This window comes from Pseudomonas sp. BNK-45, from assembly GCF_047456255.1.
Taxonomy (GTDB): Bacteria; Pseudomonadota; Gammaproteobacteria; order Pseudomonadales; family Pseudomonadaceae; genus Aquipseudomonas.
The window spans coordinates 5,813,278-5,838,968 of the sequence record NZ_CP179909.1; the positions used below are offsets into that span (position 1 = coordinate 5,813,278).

Below are 25,691 nucleotides of genomic sequence, written 5' to 3' on the forward strand. Positions count from 1 at the left end.
GGCCGGTTAACCGCCCGCCGCCGGAGCGAAAAGCATCTCCAGATGGGTTTGGCTGTGGCCCAGGCTGACGTTGTCGTTCAGCCCCTGGCGCAGGTAGGCAACCATGGCCGGCTGCAGGGAAATCGCCGTGTCGGTGTCGCGATCACCGCCTGCCACGTAGGCGCCGACGCTGATCAGATCCCGCGCCTGCTGATAACGCGACCACAACTGCTTGAAGTACTGGGCCCGCGCCATGTTGTCGGGGCTGATCACCGCCGGCATGACCCGGCTGATGGAGGCTTCGATGTCGATGGCGGGATAATGCCCTTCCTCCGCCAGGCGCCGGGACAGCACGATATGCCCGTCGAGCACGCCTCGGGCCGAGTCGGCGATAGGATCCTGCTGGTCATCGCCCTCCGACAGCACGGTGTAGAAGGCCGTGATCGAACCACCGCCGGCCTCGGCGTTACCGGCCCGCTCCACCAGCTTGGGCAGCTTGGCGAACACCGAAGGCGGATAACCCTTGGTAGCGGGCGGCTCGCCAATGGCCAGGGCGATTTCCCGCTGGGCCTGGGCGAAACGAGTCAGGGAATCCATCAGCAACAGGACATTCTTGCCCTTGTCGCGAAAATATTCGGCGATCCGCGTGCAGTACATTGCCGCTCGTAACCGCATCAGCGGCGCGTCGTCCGCCGGCGAAGCCACCACCACCGAACGCTTGAGACCTTCTTCGCCCAGGATGTGTTCGATGAACTCCTTGACCTCACGCCCCCGCTCACCGATCAGCCCGACCACGATAATGTCGGCCTCGGTGAAGCGGGTCATCATCCCCAGCAGCACACTCTTGCCCACACCGGTACCGGCGAACAGGCCAAGACGCTGGCCGCGCCCCACCGTCAATAAACCGTTGATGCTGCGAATCCCCACATCCAGCGGCTGACTGATGGGATCGCGCTTGAGGGGGTTGATGGTCGGACCATCCATCGGCACCCAGTCTTCGGCGCGCATGGAGCCCTTGCCGTCCAGCGCCCGACCGGCGCCATCCAGCACGCGCCCGAGCATGCTCATGCCCATGGGCAGGCGCCCGGTGTCGGCCTGAGGCACCACCCGGGCACCCGGCGCAATCCCGGCGACACTGCCCACCGGCATCAGGAACACCTTGCCTCCGGAGAACCCCATGACCTCGGCCTCGACTTGGACCGGGTGATAGCTGTCATCGTTGATCACCAGGCAACGAGTGCCCATGGCGGCACGCAATCCTTCCGCTTCCAGGGTCAGGCCGACCATGCGCAGCAGACGCCCCTCCAGGATGGGCTGACCAGGCAGCTTGACGGCCTCGGCGTAGCTCCCCAGACGCTTGCCGAAACTGGTGCGTTCAAGGCGCATCAGCGGCTTCCGCAGGCTCGGGGTGCTCGGTGACGAAAGATTGCTCGGGATCGATATTCGCCACTGACGGCGTCCGCGGCCCCAGATCCAGGCTCAGGTCCGCAGCGCCCGGGTGCAGCGACTGCTCGTGCATCCGATCGAACAATTGATCCATGGCTTGGGTAATGCGGGTTTCGACACTGGCATCGATGCGGCTGTGCTCGGTTTCGACCCGACAGCCGCCAGGCAGCAGTGCCTCGTCCTCGACGATGCGCCAACTTTCCTCATGCCGCTCGCGCAGGCTCTTGACCTGCTCGAAGTCCTGCGGATTGACGTAGAGACGCACATTGCCGACACCCAGGGGCAGCAGCTTGAGGGCTTCGCGCATGACGTGCTCGATCTGGCTGGAGTCCATCGCCAATTCACGCTGGATCACCTCACGGGTGACATGCTTGACCAGTTCCACCAGGGTTTTCTCGATCTGCATGTCCTGCTCGGCAATCGGCTCGAACAGGTTGACCATCAGTTGCTCGAGGGCCTGCAACTTGGCGACCAGAGCGACTTCAGCTTCCTGCCGGACCTTGAGCGTAGTGCTGTGGAAGCCTTCTTTCTCGCCGGTGGCAAAACCTTCGTTATAGGCTTCCTGACGAATGCTCTCGAGCTCTTCAAGGGTCAGCGGCTGGACTTCCTCCAGCGGCACTTCCTCGATCTCTTCCGGAATCTCTTCAGGCTCCGGCTCGGGCTCGGGCGGCTCGGGATCGAAACTGGGCAGCGCCCAGACGTCAAAACCCTCGACGTCCCGGGCGCGAATCAGTTCGCTGTGGGACTCATCACTGCTGGACGACATAAAGCGACCTTAGATCATTTCTTCGCCGCCCTTCCCGCCGAGAACGATCTCTCCGGCTTCGGCCATACGGCGGGCAATGGTGAGGATTTCCTTCTGCGCCGTTTCCACGTCGCTGACGCGAACCGGCCCCTTGGCTTCCAGATCGTCGCGCAGCAGCTCCGCCGCACGTTTGGACATGTTCTTGAAGATCTTTTCCTTGACCCCTTCGTCCGACCCCTTGAGGGCCAGCACCAGCACGTCGGAAGACACTTCGCGCAACAGCGCCTGAATGCCGCGATCGTCGACATCGGCCAGGTTGTTGAACACGAACATCAGGTCTTCGATCTGGCCGGACAGGTCTTCGTCGACTTCGCGGATCGAATCCATCAACTGGCCTTCGATCGAGCTGTCGAGGAAGTTCATGATGTCGGCCGCACGCTTGATACCGCCCAAAGTGGTACGGGAGGCGTTGGAGTTACCGGAGAACTGCTTCTCGAGAATCTGGTTCAGCTCTTTGAGCGCCGCCGGCTGCACGGTATTGAGCGAGGAAACCCGCAAGATGATATCCAGTCGCGCCTTGTGGTCGAAGTTGCCCAGCACTTCACCGGCTTGATCCGGATCCAGATAGGCGACGACGATCGCCTGGATCTGCGGGTGCTCGTAACGAATCACGTCCGCCACGGCCCGGGGCTCCATCCACTTCAGGCTGTCCAGGCCGCTGGTGTTGCCACCCAGCAGGATGCGGTCGATCAGGCCGTTGGCCTTGTCTTCGCCCAGGGCCTGGGTGAGCATTTTGCGCACGTAGTCATCGGAGCCCACGCCCAGGCTGGTCTGATCGCCGACGATGTCGACGAACTCGCTCATCACCTGCTCGACCTGCTCGCGGTGCACGTTGCCCATCTGCGCCATGGCCACACCCACACGCTGGACCTCTTTGGGCCCCATGTGGCGCAGCACCTGCGCGGCATCGGTGGACCCCAGGGACAGCAGCAGAATCGCGGCTTTGTCGACCCGGGTCAGTTTGGCGGTAGCGGCTCGGTTATCACTCATCTGCGTTAATCCACTCTTTCACGACCTGAGCCACACGACCCGGGTCTTCAGCCACCAGACTCTTGATTGCGTTCAACTGAGCGTCATAGCCCTCGCTCGGGCTCGGCAGCAGGATGCTTTGCGGACCACCGAGGCTGACGCGATCGTTGGCCAACTCGCCATCCAGGCCGCCCATGCCGCCCAGCTCGACATCACTGCCAAGACCTGCCAATTGCTTGTCTTTGCCACCGCCGGTGATGTTGTTGAGCACCGGACGCAGGACACCGAACACCAGCACCAGGATGAACAGCACGCCCAGGACCTGCTTGACGATGTCCCAGAACCAAGGTTGCGAATAGAACGGAATATCGGCGACCGCTTCTCCACGCTCGGCGGAGAATGGCACGTTGATCACACTGACGCTGTCGCCACGGCTGGCGTCGAAACCTACCGCGTCCTGCACCAGTCGGGTGAACCGCGCCAATTCGTCGGCGCTCCAGGGAGCACGGGTGGTTTCGCCATTGGCCGGATTGACCTTGACCTGATCGTCCACCACCACCGCTACCGACAGGCGATTGACCCGACCCTGCTGCTGCTTGGTGTGGCTGATGGAGCGATCGAGCTCGAAGTTCTTGGTGGATTGTTGACGCTTGTCCGCCGGGTAAGGTGCCAGCATCGGCTGACCGGTGGCCGGATCCATGACCTGTTGGCCATTGGCATCCAGCAGCGGCTGGCCGGGTTGCACCATGCCCGCAGAGGCAGTCGCGCCCCCAGTGGTTTGCGGCGCCGACGCCGGTGACGGCGGTTGGTTGCTCAGAGCACCCGGCACGCCTTGCGGGCCATTGCTGCTGGAGCGCTGTTCGTTGACCGATTGCTCGCTGCGCAGGGCCGGCTGATCGGGGTTGAACTGCTCGGAAGTGGACTCCACCGCGCTGAAGTCGACATCTGCCGAGACTTCAGCCTTATAGCGATCGTTGCCCAGCACTGGCTGCAGAATGTTGTGCACCCGCTGGGTCAGCATGCTTTCCAGGCGACGGCTGTAATCGAACTGTTTGCCGGCCATGGTCAATGCGGAGTTTTCCGCCTGATCGGAGAGCAGGTTGCCCTTCTGGTCGACCACGGTGACTTGGGACTTGCTCAGCTCAGGAACGCTGGTGGCCACCAGGTTGACGATGGCCATGACCTGACCCGGCTCCAGAGAGCGACCGGAGTACAGCTCTACCAGTACCGATGCGCTGGGCTTGCGCTCGTCGCGGACGAACACCGAGCTTTTCGGAATCGCCAGGTGCACGCGGGCGCCCTTGACGTTGTTCAGGCTGGAGATGGTCCGGGCCAGCTCGCCTTCCAGGCCGCGACGATAGCGGGTCGCTTCCATGAACTGGCTGGTACCCAGGCCCTGGTCCTTATCGAGGATCTCGAAGCCGACGTTACCGTCTCCCGGCGCCACGCCAGCGGCAGCCAGCTTCATGCGAGCTCGGGACAGATCATCGGCCTTGACCAGCAAGGCACCGGAATTGGGCTCGACGGTGTAAGGAATGTCGGCAGAAGCCAGGGTATCCATGACCTGCTTGGCATCCATACCGGCCAGGCTGCCATACAGCGGCCGGTAATCGGGCTGCTGCGACCACAGCACCACGGCAAAGCCGATCGCCACGCTGGCGGCCAGGCCTACCAACAGGCCAACCTGACGCAGCATGGTCATCTGGGACAGGTTTTCCAGGAAGGACAGACCGAACAGCGGCGGTTTACCGTCTATCGGGGTGGCCTTGGCCGGTACGTTATCGGCGACTGCTTCTGCCATGACTCAATCTCGTCCTTAAACCGGCATCTGCATGATGTCTTGATACGCTTGAACCAGCTTGTTGCGCACCTGGGTCAAAGCTTGAAAAGACACGCTGGCCTTTTGCGAGGAAATCATCACGTCAGTCAGGTCGACGCCGCTTTTACCAATTTCAAAAGCGCTGGCCAGCTGATTGGAAGCCTGCTGAGTGTCATTGACCTTGTTCACGGCCTGACCAAGCATGTCAGCGAAGCTACTGCCGCCGACTTCTGCCACTGCGGCGGATTTAGGCTGCGACATCGCGTCCATCTGCATGGCCCGCATATCCAGCATCAACCGATTAAATTCAACACCTTGGCTCATGGTCTACTCTCTCTGACGACCCGCAATTTTTTGACACTCACTGTGCGGTTAGTGAGGTGTTAGCAACAAGGGTGCCAGCTCCATGGCCTTGCGCGACAAAAGCCTGTCCGAGGCTTCGTCCATGAACGATCAAGTGGCAAACAGATAGGCTTCGACATCCATTCCGGCGTCACGCATCTGCGCCAACTTGTAACGCAGGGTGCGCGGACTGATCCCCAATCGCTCCGCCGCCTCCTTGCGCCGCCCGCGCTCGGAACGCAAGGTATCGATGATCATCTGGAATTCCCGACGCCTTAGATCGTCGCCCAGGCCGCCCGACTCCTGGGGCGCACCCTCCCCGGCATTGACCAGACCGCGCGGCGCCGACTGACCGGCCACCGGCAAGGCCGGCAGCGGCGCACAGGCGACCGGCCCAGCCAGACAGAAGTCCTCCGGCTGGATCAGCCCCCCTTGCTGCAGGATCAGGGCTCGCTGCAAGGCATTGTCCAGTTCGCGAACGTTGCCCGGCCAGGGATAGGCCAGCAGGCAGGCCTGAGCCTCGGCAGAGAGTCTGGCGGCGGCATGCTTCATTTTATTGACGTGCTTGGCCAACAATCGCTCGGCCAGCGGCAGGATATCGGCGGTCCGCTCACGCAACGGGCGCCATGCCAGGGGAAAGACCGACAGGCGATAGTACAGATCCTCACGGAAGCGCCCGGCCGCCACCTCCCCCGCCAGATCGCGGTTGGTGGTGGCCACCACCCGGATATCCAGGGTGATGGGCTTGCGAGCGCCGACCCGCTCCACCTCGCGCTCCTGCAAGACCCGCAGCAACTTGGCCTGCAGCCCCAGGGGCATTTCGGAGATTTCATCCAGAAGAATGGTGCCGCCATCGGCCTGCTCGAACTTGCCGGGCTGGGCCGCAATGGCGCCGGTAAAGGATCCTTTCTCATGCCCGAACAGGGTGGCTTCAAGCATGTTGTCGGGAATCGCTGCGCAGTTGATGGCAATGAACGGCTGGCTGGCCCGATGGGAATGCTGATGGATATAGCGCGCCAGCACTTCCTTGCCAGTGCCGGACTCGCCGGAGATCAGCACCGTGGAATCACTGCGAGCCACGCGCGCGGCCAACTCCAGCAACTGGGCACTGGCCGGCTCGAAAGCCACCGGCCCTTCCCCATCAGCCACCCCCAGGCAGCCCAGGGCATGACGAGCCACCAGCTCCAGCAACGCCTTGGGCTCGAAGGGCTTGACCAGATAATCGGCAGCCCCCTGGCGCATGGCCTCCACGGCACGTTCGACGGCGCCGTGGGCGGTCATCAGCAACACCGGCAATTGCGGTTGCCGGGCACGCAACAGCCCCAGCAACTGATGGCCATCCATACCCGGCATGTTCACATCGCTGACCACCAGGCTGAAGGACTCGACGGCTACCGCTTCCAGCGCCTCTTCCGCGCTGCCAACCGCCTTGTAGTCATGACCGGCCAGCAGCAGGGTATCTGCCAGGGCCTCGCGCAAAGCACGATCGTCTTCAACCAGTAGAACCTTGATTGCCATTAACTTCACTCCACTCCATGAGCACTGGAGAACAGAGGCAGTGTCACCAGCGCACAAGTACCGCGCCCAGGACGCGAACGCAGGGATAATTCTCCCTGATGAGCCCGGGCCACCGCCTTGACCACCGTCAGGCCGAGCCCGGTGCCGTTGGCCTTGGTGGTGAAAAACGGCTCGCCCAAGCGCTCCAGAACCGCAGCGTCAATTCCGCTGCCACTGTCACTGACACACAACCTGAGGGTGTCACCCCGGGTATACAGATGCACCTTGAGTCGCGCCGCGCCAGCACTGGCCTGCACGGCGTTTTCGATCAGATTGAGCAAGGCGCCGACCAGGGTGTCGCGGTTGCACAGCAACTCCCCTTGATGACTGTCGCACTGCCAGCGCACGGCAACGTCCTGGACATGGGTCTGGGCCGCGGCCTGCAACGACTGCAGCAGCGACTTGGGGGACAGGCGATCGGTCAGGGGCAATTCGCCACGGGCGAATACCAGCATGTCGCGCACCTGATGCTCCAGCTCATGCAAGCGCTCTTTGAGCCGCCCAGCGAAACGCTGATGAGTGGCCAGTGGCAACTCCTGTTCGGTGAGGTGGCTGGCATACAGCAAGGCTGCCGAAAGAGGGGTGCGAATCTGGTGTGCCAGGGAGGCGACCATCTTGCCCAGGGAGGACAGGCGCTCGTGACGAGCCAGTTGATCCTGCAGATGACGGGTTTCAGTCAAATCGTTGAGCAACACCAGTTGCCCGGGCTCGGCATCCAGCGAACGGGTAGCAATCGACAGGCGCCGACCGTCGCGCAGGGAAATTTCATGACCGTCGTCCTCGCGGGGCGCAAAGCTGCGGGCAATGATGTTGCGCCACAACTCCCCTTCCAGAGGCAAACCTAAAAGATCACAGGCCGCCGGGTTGGCTTCACTGACGATACCCTGGCCATCGATGACGATAACGCCGCCCGGCAACAGGTCGAGAAGGTTCTGCAGACGGTTGGCCAGACGCTCTTTTTCCGCCAGCTCCTGCATGCGCTGGGCGCTGACCACGGCCAACTCGCCCTTGAGCTCGGTCACCCTGGCCTCAAGCATGCTGTAGGAGTCAGTAAGTTGGCTCGACATCTGGTTGAACAAGGCGAAGGCCTGCTCAAGACCCTGCCGGCTTGCCTGCTCTACGGACGACGATGGCCCCGGCGCATCGGGGACAGGAGACATCTGGGCGGCTTGGGGCATCGTGCTCTCTCGCTTGGCTGACCGTCAGTTAAACGGAACGTTACAAGAGACTTAGCAATACCCGTGCCTAAAAAAAACTACCCAGTTTTCAACGACTTGAAAAACAGGCGTCAATCATCCGCCTGTTCATCACCTTCACGACGGCTCATGCCGTACTTGCGCATCTTCTCCACCAGCGTCGTGCGACGGATGCGCAGGCGCTCGGCGGCACGCGCCACGATGCCATTGGCGTCGTCCAGGGCTTGCTGGATCAACCCCTGCTCCAGGCTACCGAGGTAATCCTTCAGGTCCAGGCCTTCCGGCGGCAACATGGCGGTGGCAGCGAAGTCCGGGGCATGACCATTGATCGCTACCCGCTCTTCCAGATCGCTACGCAAGCTATCCACCAGTTGCTCGTCTTCATCATCGACGTAGCGGAACTTCTTGGGCAGCTCGACCACACCGATCACCCCATATGGATGCATGATCGCCATACGCTCCACCAGGTTGGCCAGCTCTCGGACGTTGCCCGGCCAGCCATGCCTGCACAGCGACATGATGGCGGCGGAATTGAAACGAATCGAACCGCGCTTCTCGTGCTCCATGCGCGAAATCAATTCATTCATCAGCAGCGGAATATCTTCCACCCGCTCGCGCAGCGGCGCCATCTCGATAGGGAACACGTTGAGGCGGTAGTACAAATCCTCACGGAAGGTCCCGACCTCGATCATGCTTTCCAGGTTTTTGTGGGTGGCGGCAATGATCCGCACATCGACACCCTGGGTCTTGTTGCTCCCCACCCGCTCAAAGGTCCGCTCCTGCAGCACCCGCAGCAGCTTGACCTGCATCGGCAATGGCATATCGCCAATTTCATCGAGGAACAGAGTGCCGCCATTGGCCAACTCGAAGCGACCGGCACGGCTGGTAATGGCCCCGGTGAACGCCCCCTTCTCGTGACCGAACAATTCGCTTTCCAACAGCTCGGCAGGGATGGCTCCGCAATTGACCGGAACGAAAGGCGCATCACGGCGCTTGGAGTGATAGTGCAGATTGCGCGCCACCACTTCCTTGCCGGTTCCCGACTCCCCAAGGATCAACACACTGGCGTCGGTATCCGCGACCTGCTGCATCATCTGCCGCACGTGCTGGATTGCGCGACTGGTGCCTACCAGGCTACGGAACAGGTTGGGCTCGCGATGACGGCCGCGCTCGCGGGCCTGATCGTACATTTCACGATAGACCTGGGCGCGGTGCAGGGAATCAAGCAACTTGCTGTAGCTGGGTGGCATTTCCAGGGTGGAAAGCACTCGACGCCGCTGGTCTTCCGGCAAATCAATGGAAGAATTTTCGCCCATTAGCAAAACCGGAAGGAACTCATCCCAGGTTGAGAGTGTCTTTAGCAGACCCAGAAGCGCGCCCGGAGCATTTACGGTCCCAATGAGGACGCAAATTACTTCACGACTTGACGACAAAGAGCCGACAGCCTGCTGCCAGTCATGGCTACCGCAGGGTAAATTTTCTTCGCCGAGAAAATTTAAAATCACCGCCAGGTCGCGGCGGCGCACGCCATCGTCATCGATCAGCAGAATTTTGGTTTCACGCCACATGCAATAGCAACTTCCCTAGTCAACTCAATGCCCAGAATAAGGGGCAAGCTAGACGCGCTTGTAGGCATTTTCTGCCTTATAGACGCCTGAAATCTGAAAACAGCCACTAGTTAAGTCAAAAATGCGTGCACAGTCAAATTTATGGCGCGCAACGTTCGGATTAACTCAACATTAACCGAACAAATGGTAAACCTTTGCCGCGTTCTGCGCTTGGGTGATCTGCGACATCTCGTCGACTATCGCCTGACGCTCGCCGGTCGCCACCTCAAGCAGCTGTCGGTAAACCCCCAACAACTCCTCCAGATTGTCACGCAAGGCGACCTCATCGACCTGAGCTTCGCTGAGCACGTCCTCCATGCACGAACGACAAGCCAGATCCAACTCACCAATGGCTTGCCAATTGCGCTCAGCAAGGGCGTCGACCAATGCCTCGCGGGTTTCTTCGATACGTTGCAGGACAGCGCTCATGGTGTTCCTCCTCAGAACTGCGGACCCGGCGCAGCGATGGCATCCCAGCCCTCTTTGACCGTACGCAGCAGACCAGCAACCTCATCAAGGATCTTCGGATCAGTCTTGATATTGGCTTCAGTCAGACGCTTCATCATGTAGGTATAAAGACTGTCCAGATCCCCCAGTGTATCCATGGAGTTTTCCAGGTCCAGGCCCTCACGCAAGCCACCGATGATGCCAATGGCCTTGCTGATGAACACGCCCTTGTTGGCGATATCCTTGCGCTCCATCGCACCCTTGGCCTGAGCGATACGATCCAGGCCGCCTTCCATCAACATCTGCACCAGACGATGTGGACTGGCTTCGGAGGTCTGCGCCTGCGCACCGACCTTCTGATACTGCCGAAGGGCTAACATCGGATTCATGTGATACCTCTTCAAAACTCAAGGGTTCGTATAAGCATTGTATCGACGCAACGTCAAAAAACTTTAGGCCAAATACAAAAGCCCGGAGCGTTGAAAAACGCTGCCGGGCTTATGGCACAGGCCAGATATTAACCTTTCTTTTGTGCGTTCAACGCTTCGAACATCGACGTGATGTTACTGGCGGTAGCCTTCAACTTGCCCACCAGAGTATCCATATCGTTGTACTTCTTGGTCAGTACTGCCGTCAGTGTTGCCACTCGACGATCCAAAGCATCCTGTTGATCGCTGAGCTTTTTCTTGGTGATATCCAGAGCCTTGGTCCGAGTGGTCAGAATCCCCTCGGTCATGCTGCCTACACCCTGAGTGAACGGCTTGATAGCGGAAGTCATGCGATCGAGCAACCCCGGATTGGTGCCGTCGCCCGAAAACAGCTTCTGCACTTCGCCACCAAGCTTCTTATCGGTCATGGCGACAGTGAATTTTTTATCGTCGAAATCCAGCGCACCAGTCTTCTGGTTGGTGGTAATCCCCAACTGCGCCAGGACGGTGAGCTTGTCGCCCGCCCCAACCTGTGACAACGGCTCACGAATGGCCGCCAGAATCGAACGAGGCAGAGCGTCACCGGTCAACTGAGCCGGGACCGTCAGCTTGCCATTGTCATCCAAAGAGGGCTTAGTCAGGGTCGAAATACCATTGGCCACAGCGTTATAGGCATCGACAAACTTCTGAATTGAAGTCTTCAGACCTTCAGTATTGGTCGCAACGGTGATAGTGATCGGCTTATCGGTCTTGGCCAACAAGTTGAGCTTGAGACCGGAAACAGCCTGAGTGACGGTGTTGGTCTTGCTGGTCAGTTGCATGCCATCGATACTAAAAACCGCATCCCTGGCCACCCCACCAATGTTGCCCGAAGCGGCGGCTCCAGTCCCCATAGGCTGGGTGCCATCAACTTCCAACCCAGCGATACCACTGACAGAAATATCAGAGCCCGCACCGGTCTTGTCAGAGCCGATCACCAGACGCGAACCGAACGAGTCAGTCACAATGTTGGCACTGATTCCGGACATGGCCATCTTGGAGTCGGCATTGATCGAGTCACGCACCGACTGCAATGTCGCATTCGCGCCGATTGTCAGCGGATAGTTAATGCCATTTTGAGTGATGTTCAACGTACCACTCGGAATGGCACTGGTATTTCCTCCGGCAAAAGCCTTACTGGCCACTTTTGACGAAGTTGCAAGATCGGTTACCTCAACAGTGTACTTGCCAGCCACCGCATAGTTGTCGGCTGTGGCATCCACGATTTTACTGTCGGTGGAGGTCGCCGCAAAACCGGCAAAGGAAGGATTGACCGAGCTTCCGAGCCCTGTGACCGACAGGGTGCTCTGAAAAGTCGACAACAGCGATTGCAAGGTTCCGATACCGGAGATACTCGCGCTGTTGTTGGTAGTTGCACGGTCGATCTGACCCTGCTTGGCCGCTTTGTCAGCCGCAACCAACGCCTTGACGATAGCACCGGTATCGAGGCCGGAACCCAGACCGGTACCCGGTAGAATTGGACTTGCCATGTGTTTCTCCCTTCAGTGTGCCGCCGATCTTTTGACCACTACAACGTCCAAAAGAACATAGCAACAAATTTCATGCCAGCTATCAGACTTTCGCGCTAAACAGCAGACTGCTGGCGTCATTCAAGCTATTGGCCAATCTCAGCACTTCCTCGTTGGGGATCTGACGAACCACCTCACCCGAATCACTGGCAATGACCTTGACCACAACCTGACCGGAGGGCTCGTCGATCGAGAACTCCAGGTTACGCTTGACCGACTGGACGAATTTCTCGATTTCCTGAACGGCCATCTTCAACTTATCTTGCTCAGCCTGCGCATCTTTCTTGCCGTCATGGCTAGCAGTTTCAACCACAGCAGGCACCACCTCTCGAGGCTTCTCCACGGGCTTGTCAGCAACTGGCGTTACCGGCTTGGCCGTTGGATAAGACAAGTTCAGCTTCACGCTCATATCCATGTCCATCACCTCTTAAAGTAAAAAAGCGAGAGAGCACGACCAGCGCACTCCCCCGCCAAAGCTTAGCCAGCTATTACTGAAGCAGTTTCAGTACAGCGGACGGCAGTTGGTTGGCCTGGGCCAGAACTGCGGTCGAAGCTTGTTGCAGAGTCTGCTGCTTGGTCAGCTGGGCAGTTTCAGCAGCGAAGTCGGTATCTTGTACGCGACCCAGTGCAGCACTGGCGTTTTCGTTGATGTTCTGCAGGTTGGAGATGGTGCTGGTCAGACGGTTCTGGGCAGCACCGAGGTCGGCACGGCTGGAGTTGATGGTCTGCAGCGCCTTGTCGATAGCGTCCATGGCAGCTTTGGTGCTGGCTTCAGCAGTGGTGCTGTCAGTACCGGTGATGGCGATGGTCGCCGAACCCACGCTCAGGGTTGCAGCGTCGAAGCCGCTGGCCAGAGTGATGGTGATCTGGTTGGTAGCGCCAGTGTTGGAACCTACCTGGAAGGTCATGGTGCCAGCAGTACCGTCGATCAGGTTCTTGCCGTTCAGGTTGGTCGACTTGGCGATACGAGTCAGCTCGTCCGACATCTGAGCAAATTCTTTGTTCAGAGCAACACGGTCTTGAGTACCGTTGGAGTCGTTTCGCGACTGAACAGCCAGTTCACGCATACGCTGCAGGATGTTGGTGGACTCTTGCATCGCGCCTTCAGCGGTCTGGGCGATGGAGATACCGTCGTTGGCGTTTTTGATTGCCATGGTCTGACCGCGGATCTGCGAGGTCATACGGGTAGCGATCTGCAGGCCGGCGGCGTCGTCTTTTGCACTGTTGATTTTCAGGCCGGAAGACAGGCGAGTCATCGAAGTCGACAGAGCGTCGGAAGCGCGGTTCAGGTTCTTCTGAACGTTCAACGACGTGACGTTAGTGTTTACTGTTAAAGCCATGACGAATTCCTCGTTGGTTGGGTACTGCGGCTTCCGGCCCTGGCAACCGCCGGGTAATGGCCTAGAGAACCTTCGTAATAGTTATCGTCGGTAATGCAAGTTGCTTTAGGGCTTTTTCAAAAATATTTGCCATCACCCTGCCACCCCTTGAAAAACAAGGGGTTAAACCCTTGTCCAACTAAAAAATGACGCCAGAAAAACCCCACCAAAACCCGACTGATGCGCCTAATCCTCAATCTCCAAATGCCATGGACAGCCACTCCACCAACTCGTACTCCAGGTAGTCGGCCAGGCCCAGCCAATCCTGCGCCTCCTGACACTTGAGCATCAGACTCAGCAACCCGGACCACTCCTGCTGAACCGCCAGAGGGGCAACATCGACCAGGCCTTGCACCGGGTCGAACAGCTCGATCATGTTCACCGCCGCTTCGACCTCCCGTCCCAGGCGGAACAGATCGGCAACCTCCCGGGCACGGGCGATCAGAGACTCAAGCCGGCTCATTGGACAAAATCCTCATGGAAGGTGGTGCCCGCGATCATGGCGCCGCTGCGACTGGTATTGAAAAACCTGACCTCGGGCTGACTCTGGATGTAGCGCTCCAACTCGCACAGGTAGCTGCGGAAATTGAGCTGGGTCTTGACTCGCTGCCCGTTGCCGTCCAGCACCCAATGCTTGGCGGCCTTGAGTTGCGGCCCCAGGTCGCCGTCCTGCCAGCCGGCATGGGTTCGATCCATCGGAAAGGCAAAATCCGCACCGAACAACGTGATCCGCCGCCCTCCCATCTTCACCGCCAGGTCCACCGCGGGATGGATCACGCTGCCTCCGGCATGCAACTGCGCCTTAGGCCATCGCTGACGCAAAGACGCAAAGACCGGGCTGGCCGAGTAAGCGACGTAACGTGGCCCCTGCCAGCCTTCAAGCACCCGCGGATCCGCCAGAGGCATGTACACGAGGGTCGTGCTGGCACTGTCCTGAGCCGGAAGATGCCGGCTGGAAATACGCTGATCGATACTCACCACCACATCCGGCTGAATGCCGTGGCGCTGCAGGGGCTGATACGCGGTGTCGACACAGATCAGCAACGGTCGTTGCGGCCGTTCGCGCAATGCCCGCAAGGCTGCAAAATGCTGCTCCAGGCTCGGACCGGTCGCGATCACAAAAACCTCGCGCCCGCTATCGCGGCCAAACAACTCGGCGACATCGGCATCAGCCCGCACCCACGGCTCGACGGCAGCCAGGCGCTCGGCGACACCCGCCTCCTCGGTGAACAGGCGGTTGTTGAACGTCACATGAGTCTCACTGACCAATCGGTCGCGAATCTTCGCGCTGTAATCATCGGCCAGCACCAACTCGGACGGCAGGGCAAAGAATGGCAGCTGAATCTCCGACAGGTCGCCGGCGTAGAGCAGCTCGACCCGCGGATCGGCCAACCAGAACTGCTGATCGAGCAACTGCAGCACCAGCTTGAACAGCGCGCCGTTGAGAATATGCACGTAAAGTCGCGTCAGCCCCGGTCGCTCAAGCAACGCCAGTTGCAGATCCCCCAGGCCGCAGCCATACAGATGCAGGACAGGCGCCTCGGGCAGACTGGCCGCCTGAGTACGAGCCTCGCGAGTGCGATCATGACGGCTGGTGAGCTGGATACCGGCGACGCTCAGGGTCGACCCCAGGCCTTCCACCAGATCCGCCTGCAATACGGCACTGTCCTCAGTCAACAGCCGCTCCAGCAGCGCCGGCCAGCGCTCCCTCAGTACCTGGGCATTGTGTTCCAAGCTATCGCTCATGCTGCCTCGCCTATCACTCGCGCAAAAAAATAGCGCTCAAGATTACACCTTGAGCGCTACATGTACCGCCGGGAACGGGAACTCAGGCGCGATAGATGATCGCCGAGCCCCAGGACAGGCCAACGCCAAAGCCACTCAAGGCCACGCGCTTCCAGCTGGAATCGAACATGTGTTTTTCCAGCAACAGCGGAATGCTCGAGGAAACCGTATTACCGGTTTCCACCATGTCCTTGATGAACTTGTCCGGATCGCCCTCAAAGCGCCGGGCCACGGCGTCGACAATGGCCGCACTGCCCTGGTGAATGCAGAACGCATCGATATCGTCCGGCTGCAAGCCCGACTCGGCCAGCAACTCATGCAGATGCGCCGGCACCTTGAGCAACGCGAAGTTGAACACCTGACGACCGTTCATGAAGAACACGCCATCGCTGACCTTCAGGTGCGGAGCGCCGGAACCGTCGGTGCCGAACTTGGCCTTGCCCAACTGCCAGGTCGCGCCCTCGCCCAGCCAGGTGGCAGTGGCGGCATCGCCGAACAGCATGGTGGTGTTGCGATCTTCGGGATCGACGATCTTCGAATAGGGATCGGCGGTGACCAACAGGCCGTTTTTCAGGCCCGCAGCTTCCATGAAGCCCTTGATGGCATAGATACCGTAGACATACCCGGAACAGCCCAGGGAGATATCGAAAGCCGCGACGGTAGTCGGCAGGCCCAATTTGTCCTGCACGATCGCGGCGGTGTGGGGCAACCCTTCCTCGTCACCGTTCTGGGTGACCACGATCAATACGTCGATGGCTTCGCGCTTGAGCTCCGGGTTACTGGCGAACAGGGCATTGACCGCTTCGACACACAGATCGGAAGTCTCTTGCCCGGCGTCTTTGCGCGGCAGAAAAGCAGAACCGATCTTGCCCAGGATGAAGTCTTCATCCTTGGCGAATTTTGCACCTTGTGCGTAATTGTCCACGCCGGCTACAGGCACGTAGCTCGCAATGCTTTTTATGCCAATCATTACGGCTTCCCAATAATAAACAGCTCAATACCCCCGCTCAGTCACTGAGCAGGGGCTGCCGAAAGAAACACAGATACTTGCGCCGAACACAACGGCATCGGGAAGAACAAAGGGCTATCACGGGTCCTGTCACGCAGGGCTGGCGCCATCTTCCCGGGCAATACAATACAGTGAAGATGCACGTTATGACTCACAGGTCACGCCATTTTGCCGAATCAGCCACACAAAGGCCTATTCGACGAATGCCCAGTCCAGTGCGGTGCCGCGCTTGAGTGCCTGCCGCGCGCGGCGGCCGAGCAGCGCGTCGTAGTGCTTGGGAGCCAGCCCCAGCCCGGGACGGATCGCCCGCAGGTTGTCGGCGCTGAACTGCTCTCCGGCCTGCATGTCCCGGGTGACATACAACGACCGGCGGTACATCAGCGACTGTTTTTCCGCCTGGGTAGCGCCATAGCGCACCTGCCCCATGGCTTGCCAGGCACGCTCGGTCTCTACCACCAGACTGGTCAACTCTCCCGGCTCCAGGGAAAAACTGGCGTCGACCCCACCGGCCGAACGGTCCAGGGTGAAGTGCTTTTCGATCACCGTCGCTCCCAGGGCCACCGCCGCCACCGATACGCCAACCCCCATGCTGTGGTCGGACAGCCCCACTTCACAGCCGAACAGCTCCCGCAGGTGGGGAATGGTCAGCAGGTTGCTGTTGGCCGGTGATGCCGGATAGGTGCTGGTGCACTTGAGCAGCACCAGATCCCGGCAACCGGCCTGGCGCGCGGCCCGGACACTTTCGTCCAGCTCGGCGATGCTGGCCATGCCGGTGGAGATGATCAGCGGCTTACCGGTGGCGGCGACCCGACGAATCAAGGGCAGGTCGGTGTTTTCAAAACTGGCGATCTTATAGGCCGGGACGTCGAGGCTCTCGAGAAAATCCACCGCGCTCTCGTCGAACGGGGTGGAAAACGCCAGCATGCCCAGCTCCCACGCCCGGGCGAAGATCGGCGCGTGCCACTCCCAGGGCGTATGGGCGCGCTGATAAAGGTCATACAGGGATGAACCGGCCCAGAGACTGTCCGGGTCCTTGATGAAGAACTCGCCCTGATCCAGATCCAGGGTCATGGTATCGGCGGTGTAGGTCTGCAACTTCAGGGCATGGGCACCGGCCCGGGCCGCGGCCTCGACGATCTGCAGGGCCACCTCCAGCGACTGATTATGGTTGCCGCTCATCTCGGCGATGATCAGCGGCGCCGCACCGGCGCCTACAGAGCGCGAGCCGATCTTGAAACTAGTCATCCAGAGATTCCTTCAATACACGGGTGAATTCGCAGGGTGCCTGGCGGTAGCCGGCGCGGCGAAACAACGCCAGTGAAACCTGGTTTTCTGCCAACACACGGGCCCCCAGGCGTTGCACATCGGGCCAATGGCGCATCAGGCATGCCTCGCCCTGCTCCAGCAACGCAGCCCCCCAGCCCAGGCCCAGGCGCTCGGCAAACAGGTAGATCGACACCTCGGCCTGCACGCCTTGGCGGTCATAGCGCAGCACCCCCACCGGCCCCTCGGGCACTTGCGCAATCAGCAACAAACGCTGCGGATCCTTCAGACAAGCCTCCAGCCAGCGCAGATGGTCCGGCCACTCAAGCGTCCCGGGCTGCTGTGACCAACACCGGACAAGCTCGGCATTGCGCCCGTCGAACAGCAGGCGGGCATCATCCAGGGTCGCCGGACGCAAGCGCAGCGCGGCGGCGAACAAAGCCGCCGCCACGCGCTGCACGCCAAGGCCATCCACCAGTTCGCGAGCGCGCCGGGCCAGGCTCTGACGCAACCATGGATTGTCCAGCAGCAGGCTCACCGCCTGACGCACCTGCTCCACACTGACCTGCTCACAAGGCCCCAGATACAAGTGGGCACCGGTTTCGGCCAGCAAGCGCGCATTGAGCTCCTGGTTGCCGGCCACGGTGATGCACATCGTGGGCACACCCAGCACCGCGCGCTCCCAACTGGTACCGCCCCCGGCGCCCAGGCACAGATCGGCCTCGGCCAGCAGAGCGGCAAAATTCTTCACATAGCTGTGCAGGCGCCAGTGCGGCCGCTCGGCGGCCAGGGCCTGCATGGCCTGCCAGTCCGGGTTGCCGCTGCCGGCGACGAAATCCACTTGCAACTGATGGAAATCCGCCAGCGCCAACATCGCCTTATGGGTCTGACCGGCGGCATCGAAGCCACCGAAGTTCACCAGCATCCGCCGCGGCTGGGGACGAATCGGGACCGCGGGACGTCGGAACTCTTCGCGCAGCAAGGCGAAATGCGGGCCGAACAGGGTCCGGCAGCGCTCGTCATGCAACCCGGCATAGGCCTGGGCGCTGCCGCTGAAATTCTGGTCCAGCAACAGGTCCACGGCATGCCTACGGTTGGCCAGATCGTCGATGGCGGCGATCCTCGGCGCCCACTGCCGAGCCGCACTCTGCCATTGATGATCAAGGCCGTAATGGTCAACCAGCACCCAATCGAAGGCTGCTTGAGTGGCCAGCGCCTGCTGCAATGCGGCGATGTCCGCCTGCCAGGGCAAGGGCGTCTCGATCCCCAGTTCGGGATGCTCGTCGGCATAGCGATCCGGCAATTCAAAGGTCTGGAACCCCTCGGCCTGCAGCGCCTCCAGGCGATGCCCGGGCAGACGCCGACAGGCGAATGCCACGCTGGCGCCCTGGCGGCGCAGCTCCTGGGCCAGGGTCAGGCAGCGAGCCACATGGCCACTGCCGATGGCCGGCGAGGCGTCGGCGCGGATCAGCACCCTCACTCCAACTCTCCCCCGGCCTTGAGCGCGGCATACAGGTATTCAGCGCGGCGCCAGTCCTCTTCGGTATCGATGTCCTGCACCAGATGCCGGGGCAGGATCACCGGCAGGCTGCGAGGCGAGAACAGCACCTCGCCCTGCAGCCAGGCCTGGCTCCGGCCCCAATAGAACTGCGCCGCATCCTGATAGGCCGCGGGCAGATCCTGGGAGCGGCTTTGACGAAACTGCGGATACAGCGCATCGAGCGCCCCTTGCTCATCGAGGATCAACGCCCGCTGCACGGGAAAGCCGAAACCGCACACCGAAAAGGCGAATCCCTTGTCCGGGCGTCGCATCAACATCTCCAGCCCCTGACGCAGATAACGTGCCTGCAGCAAGGGCGCCGTGGCATAGATGCAACAGGCGTACTCGTATTCCCGCCCCTGTTCCCGCAACGCCTGCAAGGCATGGACAATCACCGCCGCAGTGCCAGTGAAGTCATCCGCCAGGGCCGGCGGCCGGATGAAGGGCACCTCGGCCCCACAGGCGAGCGCCAGCTCCGCGATCTCGGGGTCATCGGTACTGACCACCACCTGCCGGAACAACCCGCTGCTCAGCGCCTTGTCGATGGAGCGCGCGAGCATCGGCACGCCATCGAAGGCCTTGAGGTTCTTGCGGGCAATACGCTTGCTGCCGCCTCGGGCAGGAATGATGGCAACCGCACTCACGATCCTGACGACTCCTGCAGCCAGCGTCGTACCTGCTGGACAATGAAATCCTGCTCGCTGTCACTCAACCCGGGATAAATCGGCAGGCTGATGGCTTCTGCGTAATAGCGCTCGGCCTCGGGAAAGTCCCCCCGAGCAAAGCCCAGCGCCTGGTAATACGGCTGCAGGTGCACCGGAATGTAATGCAGATTGACCCCAACTCCCGACTCACGCAGCCCTTCGAAAACCTCTCGATGAGAGCACTTCAGTCCTTCGAGCTGCAATCGCACCACGTACAGATGCCAGGCCGACTGTGCATCGGCCTGAGCCTGGGGCAGCGTCAATGGCAGACCCTGCAATAGGCGCTGATAGCGAGCAGCCAGGTACTGGCGGCGCCGCACAAAGTCATCCAGCCTGTTCAACTGGGACAAACCCAGCGCTGCCTGAAGATCGGTCATCCGATAGTTGAAGCCCAATTCCACCTGCTGGTAGTACCAGGGACCATGACTGGCCTCGCTCATCTGTGCCGGATCACGCGTCATGCCATGGCTGCGCAGGCGTCGCAGGCGTTCCGCCAGTTCCGGACGATTGGTCAGAACCATCCCACCTTCGGCGCTGGTAATGATCTTCACCGGATGAAAGCTGAACACGGTCATCGCGGCAAAGTCACCGCAGCCGACTGGCCGGCCCGCATAGCAGGCGCCCACCGCGTGGGAGGCATCTTCGATCACTGTGAAGGCATAGCGCTCAGCCAACTCCGCCAACCGGCGCATGTCGCAGCTCTGCCCGGAAAAAGCCACCGCCACCACCACCTTGGGCAACCGGCCACTCGCCTGGGCAGCCTGCAGCTTGTCGGCCAGGGCCTCGACATCAAGATTCCAGGTCTGCGGATCGATATCGACAAAGTCCACATCCGCGCCGCAGTAACGCCCACAGTTGGCCGAAGCCAGAAAGGTATTGGGGCTGGTCCACAGCCAATCACCAGGCCCCAGACCGGCCGCCAGGCAAGCGATATGCAACGCCGCCGTGGCATTGCAGACGGCCACTCCATGGGCCGCCTCGCAGCGCGCGGCGATGGCCTGCTCAAAGGCTTCGATGGCCGGCCCCTGAGTCAGCCAGTCGGACTGCAGAACGGCCACGACGGCATCGATATCCGCCTGGTCGATACTCTGGCGACCGTAAGGAATCATGCCGAGATTCCGTCATGCAACTCGGCAATCTGCCCCACCGAGAGGAAATGCGGATTGGTATCGGAGCGGTACTCGAAATCCTCGGCGACCGAAACGCCCCGCTCCCCCACGCCATCAACGGCAAAGTCGACATTGACGCTGGTAAACCGAATGGACGGTTGAATCGTGTAGTGATCGGCAAACTCCAGGGTCATGCGCGCATCATCCAGCGGCACCATCAACTCATGGAGCTTCTCTCCGGGACGGATGCCGACCTGTTTCTGTGGCAGATGGGCAGCCATGCCCGACGCCAGATCGACAATACGAATCGAGGGAATCTTGGGCACGAAGATCTCACCGCCGTGCATGCGGGCGAAGCTGTCCAGAACAAACTGCACGCCGTGATCCAGCGTGATCCAGAATCGCGTCATGCGCTCATCGGTGATCGGCAGTTCCCTGGCTCCCTCGGCAATCAGCTTGCTGAAGAATGGCACGACCGAACCACGGGAGCCGGCGACGTTGCCGTAGCGCACCACGGCAAAACGGGTTGGCTGCTCACCGGCAATATTGTTCGCCGCCACAAACAGCTTGTCCGACAGCAGTTTGGTGGCGCCGTACAGGTTGATCGGACTGGCCGCCTTGTCGGTGGACAAGGCCACGACCTTCTTCACCCCGTTGTCGATGGCTGCGGCAATGATGTTCTCGGCACCATTGACGTTGGTACGGATGCACTCGGTGGGATTGTATTCGGCGGCCGGCACCTGCTTCAGGGCTGCGGCATGGACCACATAGTCGATGCCGCGCATCGCCTGGCGCAGACGCTCGGCATCACGCACATCGCCCAGGAAGTAACGCATGCAGGGCGCATTGAAAGTCTGCTGCATCTCATACTGCTTAAGCTCGTCACGGGAAAACACCACCACCCGCTTGGGCTGATACTGCTCCAGCAGACGACGAATGAAATTGCGCCCGAACGAACCGGTGCCGCCGGAAATGAAAATCGATTTGCCGTTAAACATGACTGGCTCCTTATCCGAGCAACTGAGCCCAGTTCACCGCGCCAGCAACGCCCAGGGTAAAGCCCTTGCCGCTCAATGAAAGGTTCTGGTTATAGGCACTATCCTGGGCAAAGCGCGCCGCCCACTTGTCCTGCAGGGCCGCTGCGGCTTGTGAATCCTGCGCCAGGGTGCCCGGGTGCTGAATCTGCGCCTGGGGAGTCACTACGGTGAGGTAACCGGCATCGGCGACTTTCAGGCACAGGTCGACATCGGCGAAGGCTTGGTCGAAATGCTCTTCGTCCAGTCCGCCCACCGCCTCGAACAGCGCCTTGGCGATCATCAGGCAGGCACCGGACACCGCCGAGTAGTTCTTCTCCACCCATAGGCTGTTCATGTAGCCCGCCGCGTCCTTGGCCTCGCCGGCAAAGGCGGCGCCCAGGTGGCCGTCGAAGCCCAGGATCAGGCCGGCCTGAGTGGTCATGCCCCTTTCGTTCACCAGCTTGGCGCCGACAATCCCGACTTCCGGACGCTGGGCCTGGTTGAGCAGGCTCTCGATCCAGTTGGCGTTGACCACTTCACCCTCGGCCGAGAGCAGCACCAGGTACTCGCCCCGTGCTTCCCGGCAAGCCATGTTGAACAAGGCCGAAGCGCTCAGGCGCCGGTCGCTGCGCAACACACGAATACGCTCGCCGCGGCCTTCAAGGCTGGTCAGCCAACTGTCGAGCTCGGCACTCTGACTGTGGTTTTCGGCGATCAGCACTTCATAGCGCTGGTAGCGGGTGCGCTGCAGGACGCTGACCAGGCAGCGTTGCAACTCGGCGAAATTGTCCTGGCTGGGCAGAATGATCGATACCAGCGGTCGCTCGGCGTGCTGATACTCGATCTGGTAAGTGCCCGGCTGCGCTGAGCCAACCTGAGCGCGATAACCTCGTGCGGCCAGGTGCCGGGTCAGTACCTGCCGCTCTTCGGTCTCTGCCTTGTCCCCAGGGGCCTGACAAATCAGCAATGGCTCGGCCAGGTGGGCCAGGCCGGCCAGACCGCCGTCCTGGATCAGGCGCAGCAGCAGGTCCAGCTCCAACGCCTGTTTGAGTTCTCGGGAGAAACCACCGGCCCGCAGCACCGTCTCGCGGTCCAGCAGCCAATGCCGGGCCATCAGCGCCGGCGTGCCTTGCAATTGATCGAGGTTGACCCCGGGGCGGAACACCGAAGTCAAGGTGGCATCGGCACGGCGCTGGATCTCGTCCATGGCCACGGCCCGAATACCTTCGGCGCCGAGCAATTCCAGGCTCGCCCGCAGCAGGCCGCTGGCGGTGAACTGATCACCGGCCTCGGCCAACAACACCCAGTCGGCGCGAGACTGGGCCATGGCCTGATTGATGCGCTCGACGTAGTTGTTTTCCGTGACCTTGATGAAGTGCAAGGTGTCCTGGGCCGTGGTGGTGGCCGGCAGCTCGCCCGTGGTGAACACCACCAGCTTGAACGCCTTGTAATGGCCGGCCAGCAGACTGTCGAGCGTAGCCTGCAACTTGACCAGATCAGCGTCCAGGTCCAGCAACAGGATCTGCACCTGCGGGCCTCCGGCATGACGCGCCAGGTGCGCAGCGATGGCACTCAGTTGTGCCGGCTCCGGAGTACGGGCCTCGAGCCATTTGAGCAAGCGTCCCGACTCGGTCGCGTCGAACAGGGCACGACTGTCTACCCCTGGCACCGACGCCAGGCGCTCGGCCCAGGCCTGCAGCTTGCGCGCCTCCTCGGGCTCTTCGCTGTCCTGCATCGACTCCGCCAGGCACTTGACCACCTCGCGGTTGAACAGGTTCAGGGTCAGCGCTTCCCACAACCGGGCGCGCAGGCTTTGCGGCGTGTCATTGGGATGGACCCGCATCAACTCTTCCTGACGCAGCAACACGCCCTCCAGCTCCTTGAGCTGCAGGCGCCCGGTGGGCATGGCGTGCATGAGGAATTCCAACTCAGTCAGCAGATCGAACATCGGCTGGTTGTAGAACGGCATCTCGACGAACTGCTCGGGACCGAAGGAGCGTACCGGCTCGGCTCCAACCTCGACCCAGGCCGAACGAAAGATCGCCGTCCCCTTGAGGGAGCGTCCGCTGAGCAGGCAGTCGGCCATGGCGGTGAAACTGTCCAGGGCGATCTGCTTCACCTGCTCGGGGTCCCGGTCACTGAAACCGGTGGGCAGCGATGCGAGGAATTCGGCGAACGCCTCACGCTGGGCCACCGATTGCGCGTCCTTGTAGGTCAGCACCGTCAGCACATTGGTGTTGTGCTCCGAGGCCCCGTAGTTGGCCTCGCGCACGGCAAACGGAATCGGCAGGATCCGCGCCTTGGCACAAGCCAGCAGGAAGAAGGAGTGACCGATTTCCTGCCATTCGAAACTCACCCCCGGTGGCAACAGCTCATACCACTGGCGCAGCAGGTCGGTGCGGGTCACCGCATAGAACGGCGGCAGGAAATGCCCCATGAAATTCATCACCCGGTCCTGGGCATCATCGGCGCCATAGTCCTCCATGACCCGGCGATCACGGCGGTAGTAATTGGTTTCCGAAGCCCGGGCCAGGTACATCATCCCGTAGCCGTGGCACAGTCCGTAGTCGGGATGGGCCTCAAGAAACTCCAGGGAGCTGGTCAGCGCATCATGGAGGAGAAAATCGTCATCGGCAGCGAACGCCATGTAGGGCGTAGTCACCAGGCTCATGCCGTAGGTCAGCTTGTCCTGCAAGCCCTTGTAGCCGAACTGCGGCAGATGCCGGTAGTCGACCCGGGGGTAGAGTTGCGACAGCGACTCGTCCGCCTCCAGCGACGAATCCAGTACCAGGATCGAGCAGGGATAGGTGCTGTAATACTGCAAGGTGCGCCGCATGAACGCTTTGCGGTTGTGGGACAGCAGCACAAGGGTGAAACGCTCACTCAGGGGTGCTTTGTCATTCATTGCTTTGTCTCCAACCCACATAGGTACTTCCCCACAACCGGCCAAACGCCTTAAACCTGCAACCATTGATAGTTAACGAACCCGACGCAGGTAACCGTCCGGTGCCACGGTGATCAGCAACTTGTTCTGCATCTGGTAGTCGATCTCGAAATCGCGGTTCTCCTCCAGATAGGCCCAGACCGCGGTTTTCGGGTTGTCGCCCGGGCCCCACGGACGGTCCGGGAAGAACTCCGGCGGCATGTCCTCGACCACGGTGTCCATGACCACGCAGTAGCTGTCGACCGACACCAGCGGCGCATACAGGCGCAGCTCTTCGAGCACGTGCTCGTGGGTGTGGTTGGAGTCCAGGACCAGGATCACCTTCTTGCCCGCCGCCGCGGCCCGCACCTGCTCGGCAATGGCCGGATCGATGCTCGAACCTTCGATCATGCGGATGCGCTTGCTCATCGGATGCTGCTCGATGGCTTCGCGGTTATGCGGGCGGATATCCAGGTCGATGCCCAGCACTTCGCCATGGCCCTGCAGCTCCAGCAGCGAGGCGTAGTAGATGATCGAACCGCCATGGGCGATGCCGCATTCGATCACCAGGTCCGGCTTGACCCGCCAGATGATCTCCTGCATCGCCATCATGTCCTGGGGCAGCTGGATGATCGGCCGGCCCATCCAGGAAAAGTGATAGCTGTACTTGTGCGCCGCAGACTCATTGAAAAAATCGCGGGCCAGGCCCTTGAGCTTTTCATCCTGGCCCTGGGCGCTGATCTGCGCCTGGCATTCTTGTTCAAAGGCTTGAATGACGTTGTGCTCGGTCATGTTCGGTT

Annotated in this window: 23 protein-coding genes; all 23 read right to left on the minus strand. The window is 60.9% G+C overall.

Going from position 1 to position 25,691, the window contains the following annotated elements; translation table 11 throughout:
• Positions 1-6: 6 nt before the first annotated feature.
• Positions 7-1,365 carry a flagellar protein export ATPase FliI gene (fliI, locus tag ACMGG8_RS26320; protein WP_060838146.1) on the minus strand — a complete coding sequence of 453 codons (1,359 nt, stop codon included), beginning with the start codon at positions 1,363-1,365 and terminating at the stop codon, positions 7-9.
• Positions 1,355-2,191 (minus strand): flagellar assembly protein FliH, encoded by an 837-nt coding sequence (gene fliH, locus ACMGG8_RS26325; protein WP_414158700.1) that lies wholly within the window; start codon positions 2,189-2,191, stop codon positions 1,355-1,357. Before fliH ends, fliI begins: the two co-directional genes overlap by 11 nt.
• 9 nt (positions 2,192-2,200) lie before the next feature.
• Positions 2,201-3,220: a flagellar motor switch protein FliG gene (gene fliG, locus ACMGG8_RS26330; RefSeq protein ID WP_011059975.1), complete on the minus strand. Its 1,020-nt coding sequence runs from the start codon at positions 3,218-3,220 to the stop codon at positions 2,201-2,203.
• The gene (fliF, locus tag ACMGG8_RS26335) at positions 3,213-5,000 is read right to left on the minus strand and encodes a flagellar basal-body MS-ring/collar protein FliF (protein ID WP_060838144.1); all 1,788 of its coding nucleotides are present in this window, start codon (positions 4,998-5,000) and stop codon (positions 3,213-3,215) included. The genes fliG and fliF overlap by 8 nt, the downstream gene beginning before the upstream one ends.
• A gap of 15 nt (positions 5,001-5,015) precedes the next feature.
• Entirely contained in the window at positions 5,016-5,342 is a 327-nt protein-coding gene (fliE, locus tag ACMGG8_RS26340; protein ID WP_016963157.1) for a flagellar hook-basal body complex protein FliE, read from the minus strand.
• 129 nt (positions 5,343-5,471) lie between these two features.
• Positions 5,472-6,878, minus strand: coding sequence for a sigma-54-dependent transcriptional regulator (locus ACMGG8_RS26345; protein WP_414158701.1), 1,407 nt, complete (start codon positions 6,876-6,878; stop codon positions 5,472-5,474).
• Positions 6,879-6,883: 5 nt separating this feature from the next.
• Positions 6,884-8,077: a sensor histidine kinase gene (locus tag ACMGG8_RS26350; protein ID WP_414159983.1), complete on the minus strand. Its 1,194-nt coding sequence runs from the start codon at positions 8,075-8,077 to the stop codon at positions 6,884-6,886.
• 128 nt (positions 8,078-8,205) lie between these two features.
• Entirely contained in the window at positions 8,206-9,681 is a 1,476-nt protein-coding gene (locus tag ACMGG8_RS26355) for a sigma-54 dependent transcriptional regulator (protein WP_414158702.1), read from the minus strand.
• Between the two features lie 171 nt (positions 9,682-9,852).
• On the minus strand, positions 9,853-10,149 hold the full coding sequence (locus tag ACMGG8_RS26360) for a hypothetical protein (protein WP_016963150.1): 297 nt from the start codon (positions 10,147-10,149) through the stop codon (positions 9,853-9,855).
• Positions 10,150-10,160: 11 nt separating this feature from the next.
• Positions 10,161-10,556: a flagellar export chaperone FliS gene (fliS, locus tag ACMGG8_RS26365; protein ID WP_060838140.1), complete on the minus strand. Its 396-nt coding sequence runs from the start codon at positions 10,554-10,556 to the stop codon at positions 10,161-10,163.
• A gap of 128 nt (positions 10,557-10,684) precedes the next feature.
• Positions 10,685-12,124 (minus strand): flagellar filament capping protein FliD, encoded by a 1,440-nt coding sequence (gene fliD, locus ACMGG8_RS26370; protein ID WP_414158703.1) that lies wholly within the window; start codon positions 12,122-12,124, stop codon positions 10,685-10,687.
• A gap of 82 nt (positions 12,125-12,206) precedes the next feature.
• A complete protein-coding gene (locus tag ACMGG8_RS26375) occupies positions 12,207-12,578 on the minus strand; it encodes a flagellar protein FlaG (RefSeq protein WP_060841896.1) in 372 nt (123 codons plus the stop codon).
• Between the two features lie 73 nt (positions 12,579-12,651).
• The gene (locus ACMGG8_RS26380) at positions 12,652-13,503 is read right to left on the minus strand and encodes a flagellin domain-containing protein (RefSeq protein WP_060838138.1); all 852 of its coding nucleotides are present in this window, start codon (positions 13,501-13,503) and stop codon (positions 12,652-12,654) included.
• 232 nt (positions 13,504-13,735) lie between these two features.
• Positions 13,736-14,005 (minus strand): hypothetical protein, encoded by a 270-nt coding sequence (locus tag ACMGG8_RS26385; RefSeq protein WP_060838137.1) that lies wholly within the window; start codon positions 14,003-14,005, stop codon positions 13,736-13,738.
• Entirely contained in the window at positions 14,002-15,288 is a 1,287-nt protein-coding gene (locus tag ACMGG8_RS26390) for a motility associated factor glycosyltransferase family protein (RefSeq protein ID WP_414158704.1), read from the minus strand. Before ACMGG8_RS26390 ends, ACMGG8_RS26385 begins: the two co-directional genes overlap by 4 nt.
• An 82-nt stretch (positions 15,289-15,370) precedes the next feature.
• Complete coding sequence (locus tag ACMGG8_RS26395; RefSeq protein WP_060838135.1) at positions 15,371-16,297, minus strand: ketoacyl-ACP synthase III; 927 nt, start codon at positions 16,295-16,297, stop codon at positions 15,371-15,373.
• A 231-nt stretch (positions 16,298-16,528) separates the two neighbouring features.
• Positions 16,529-17,581, minus strand: a complete 1,053-nt coding sequence (gene pseI, locus ACMGG8_RS26400) for a pseudaminic acid synthase (protein WP_108544772.1) — start codon at positions 17,579-17,581, stop codon at positions 16,529-16,531.
• The gene (gene pseG, locus ACMGG8_RS26405; protein WP_108544771.1) at positions 17,574-19,079 is read right to left on the minus strand and encodes a UDP-2,4-diacetamido-2,4,6-trideoxy-beta-L-altropyranose hydrolase; all 1,506 of its coding nucleotides are present in this window, start codon (positions 19,077-19,079) and stop codon (positions 17,574-17,576) included. Before pseG ends, pseI begins: the two co-directional genes overlap by 8 nt.
• A complete protein-coding gene (gene pseF, locus ACMGG8_RS26410) occupies positions 19,076-19,783 on the minus strand; it encodes a pseudaminic acid cytidylyltransferase (protein WP_108544770.1) in 708 nt (235 codons plus the stop codon). The genes pseG and pseF overlap by 4 nt, the downstream gene beginning before the upstream one ends.
• Positions 19,780-20,952 carry a UDP-4-amino-4,6-dideoxy-N-acetyl-beta-L-altrosamine transaminase gene (gene pseC, locus ACMGG8_RS26415; RefSeq protein ID WP_108544769.1) on the minus strand — a complete coding sequence of 391 codons (1,173 nt, stop codon included), beginning with the start codon at positions 20,950-20,952 and terminating at the stop codon, positions 19,780-19,782. The genes pseF and pseC overlap by 4 nt, the downstream gene beginning before the upstream one ends.
• On the minus strand, positions 20,949-21,950 hold the full coding sequence (pseB, locus tag ACMGG8_RS26420; protein WP_414158705.1) for a UDP-N-acetylglucosamine 4,6-dehydratase (inverting): 1,002 nt from the start codon (positions 21,948-21,950) through the stop codon (positions 20,949-20,951). Before pseB ends, pseC begins: the two co-directional genes overlap by 4 nt.
• A 10-nt stretch (positions 21,951-21,960) precedes the next feature.
• On the minus strand, positions 21,961-24,894 hold the full coding sequence (locus tag ACMGG8_RS26425) for a TIGR00180 family glycosyltransferase (protein ID WP_414158706.1): 2,934 nt from the start codon (positions 24,892-24,894) through the stop codon (positions 21,961-21,963).
• A gap of 51 nt (positions 24,895-24,945) precedes the next feature.
• On the minus strand, positions 24,946-25,683 hold the full coding sequence (locus ACMGG8_RS26430) for a cephalosporin hydroxylase family protein (RefSeq protein WP_060838129.1): 738 nt from the start codon (positions 25,681-25,683) through the stop codon (positions 24,946-24,948).
• Positions 25,684-25,691: the final 8 nt, after the last annotated feature.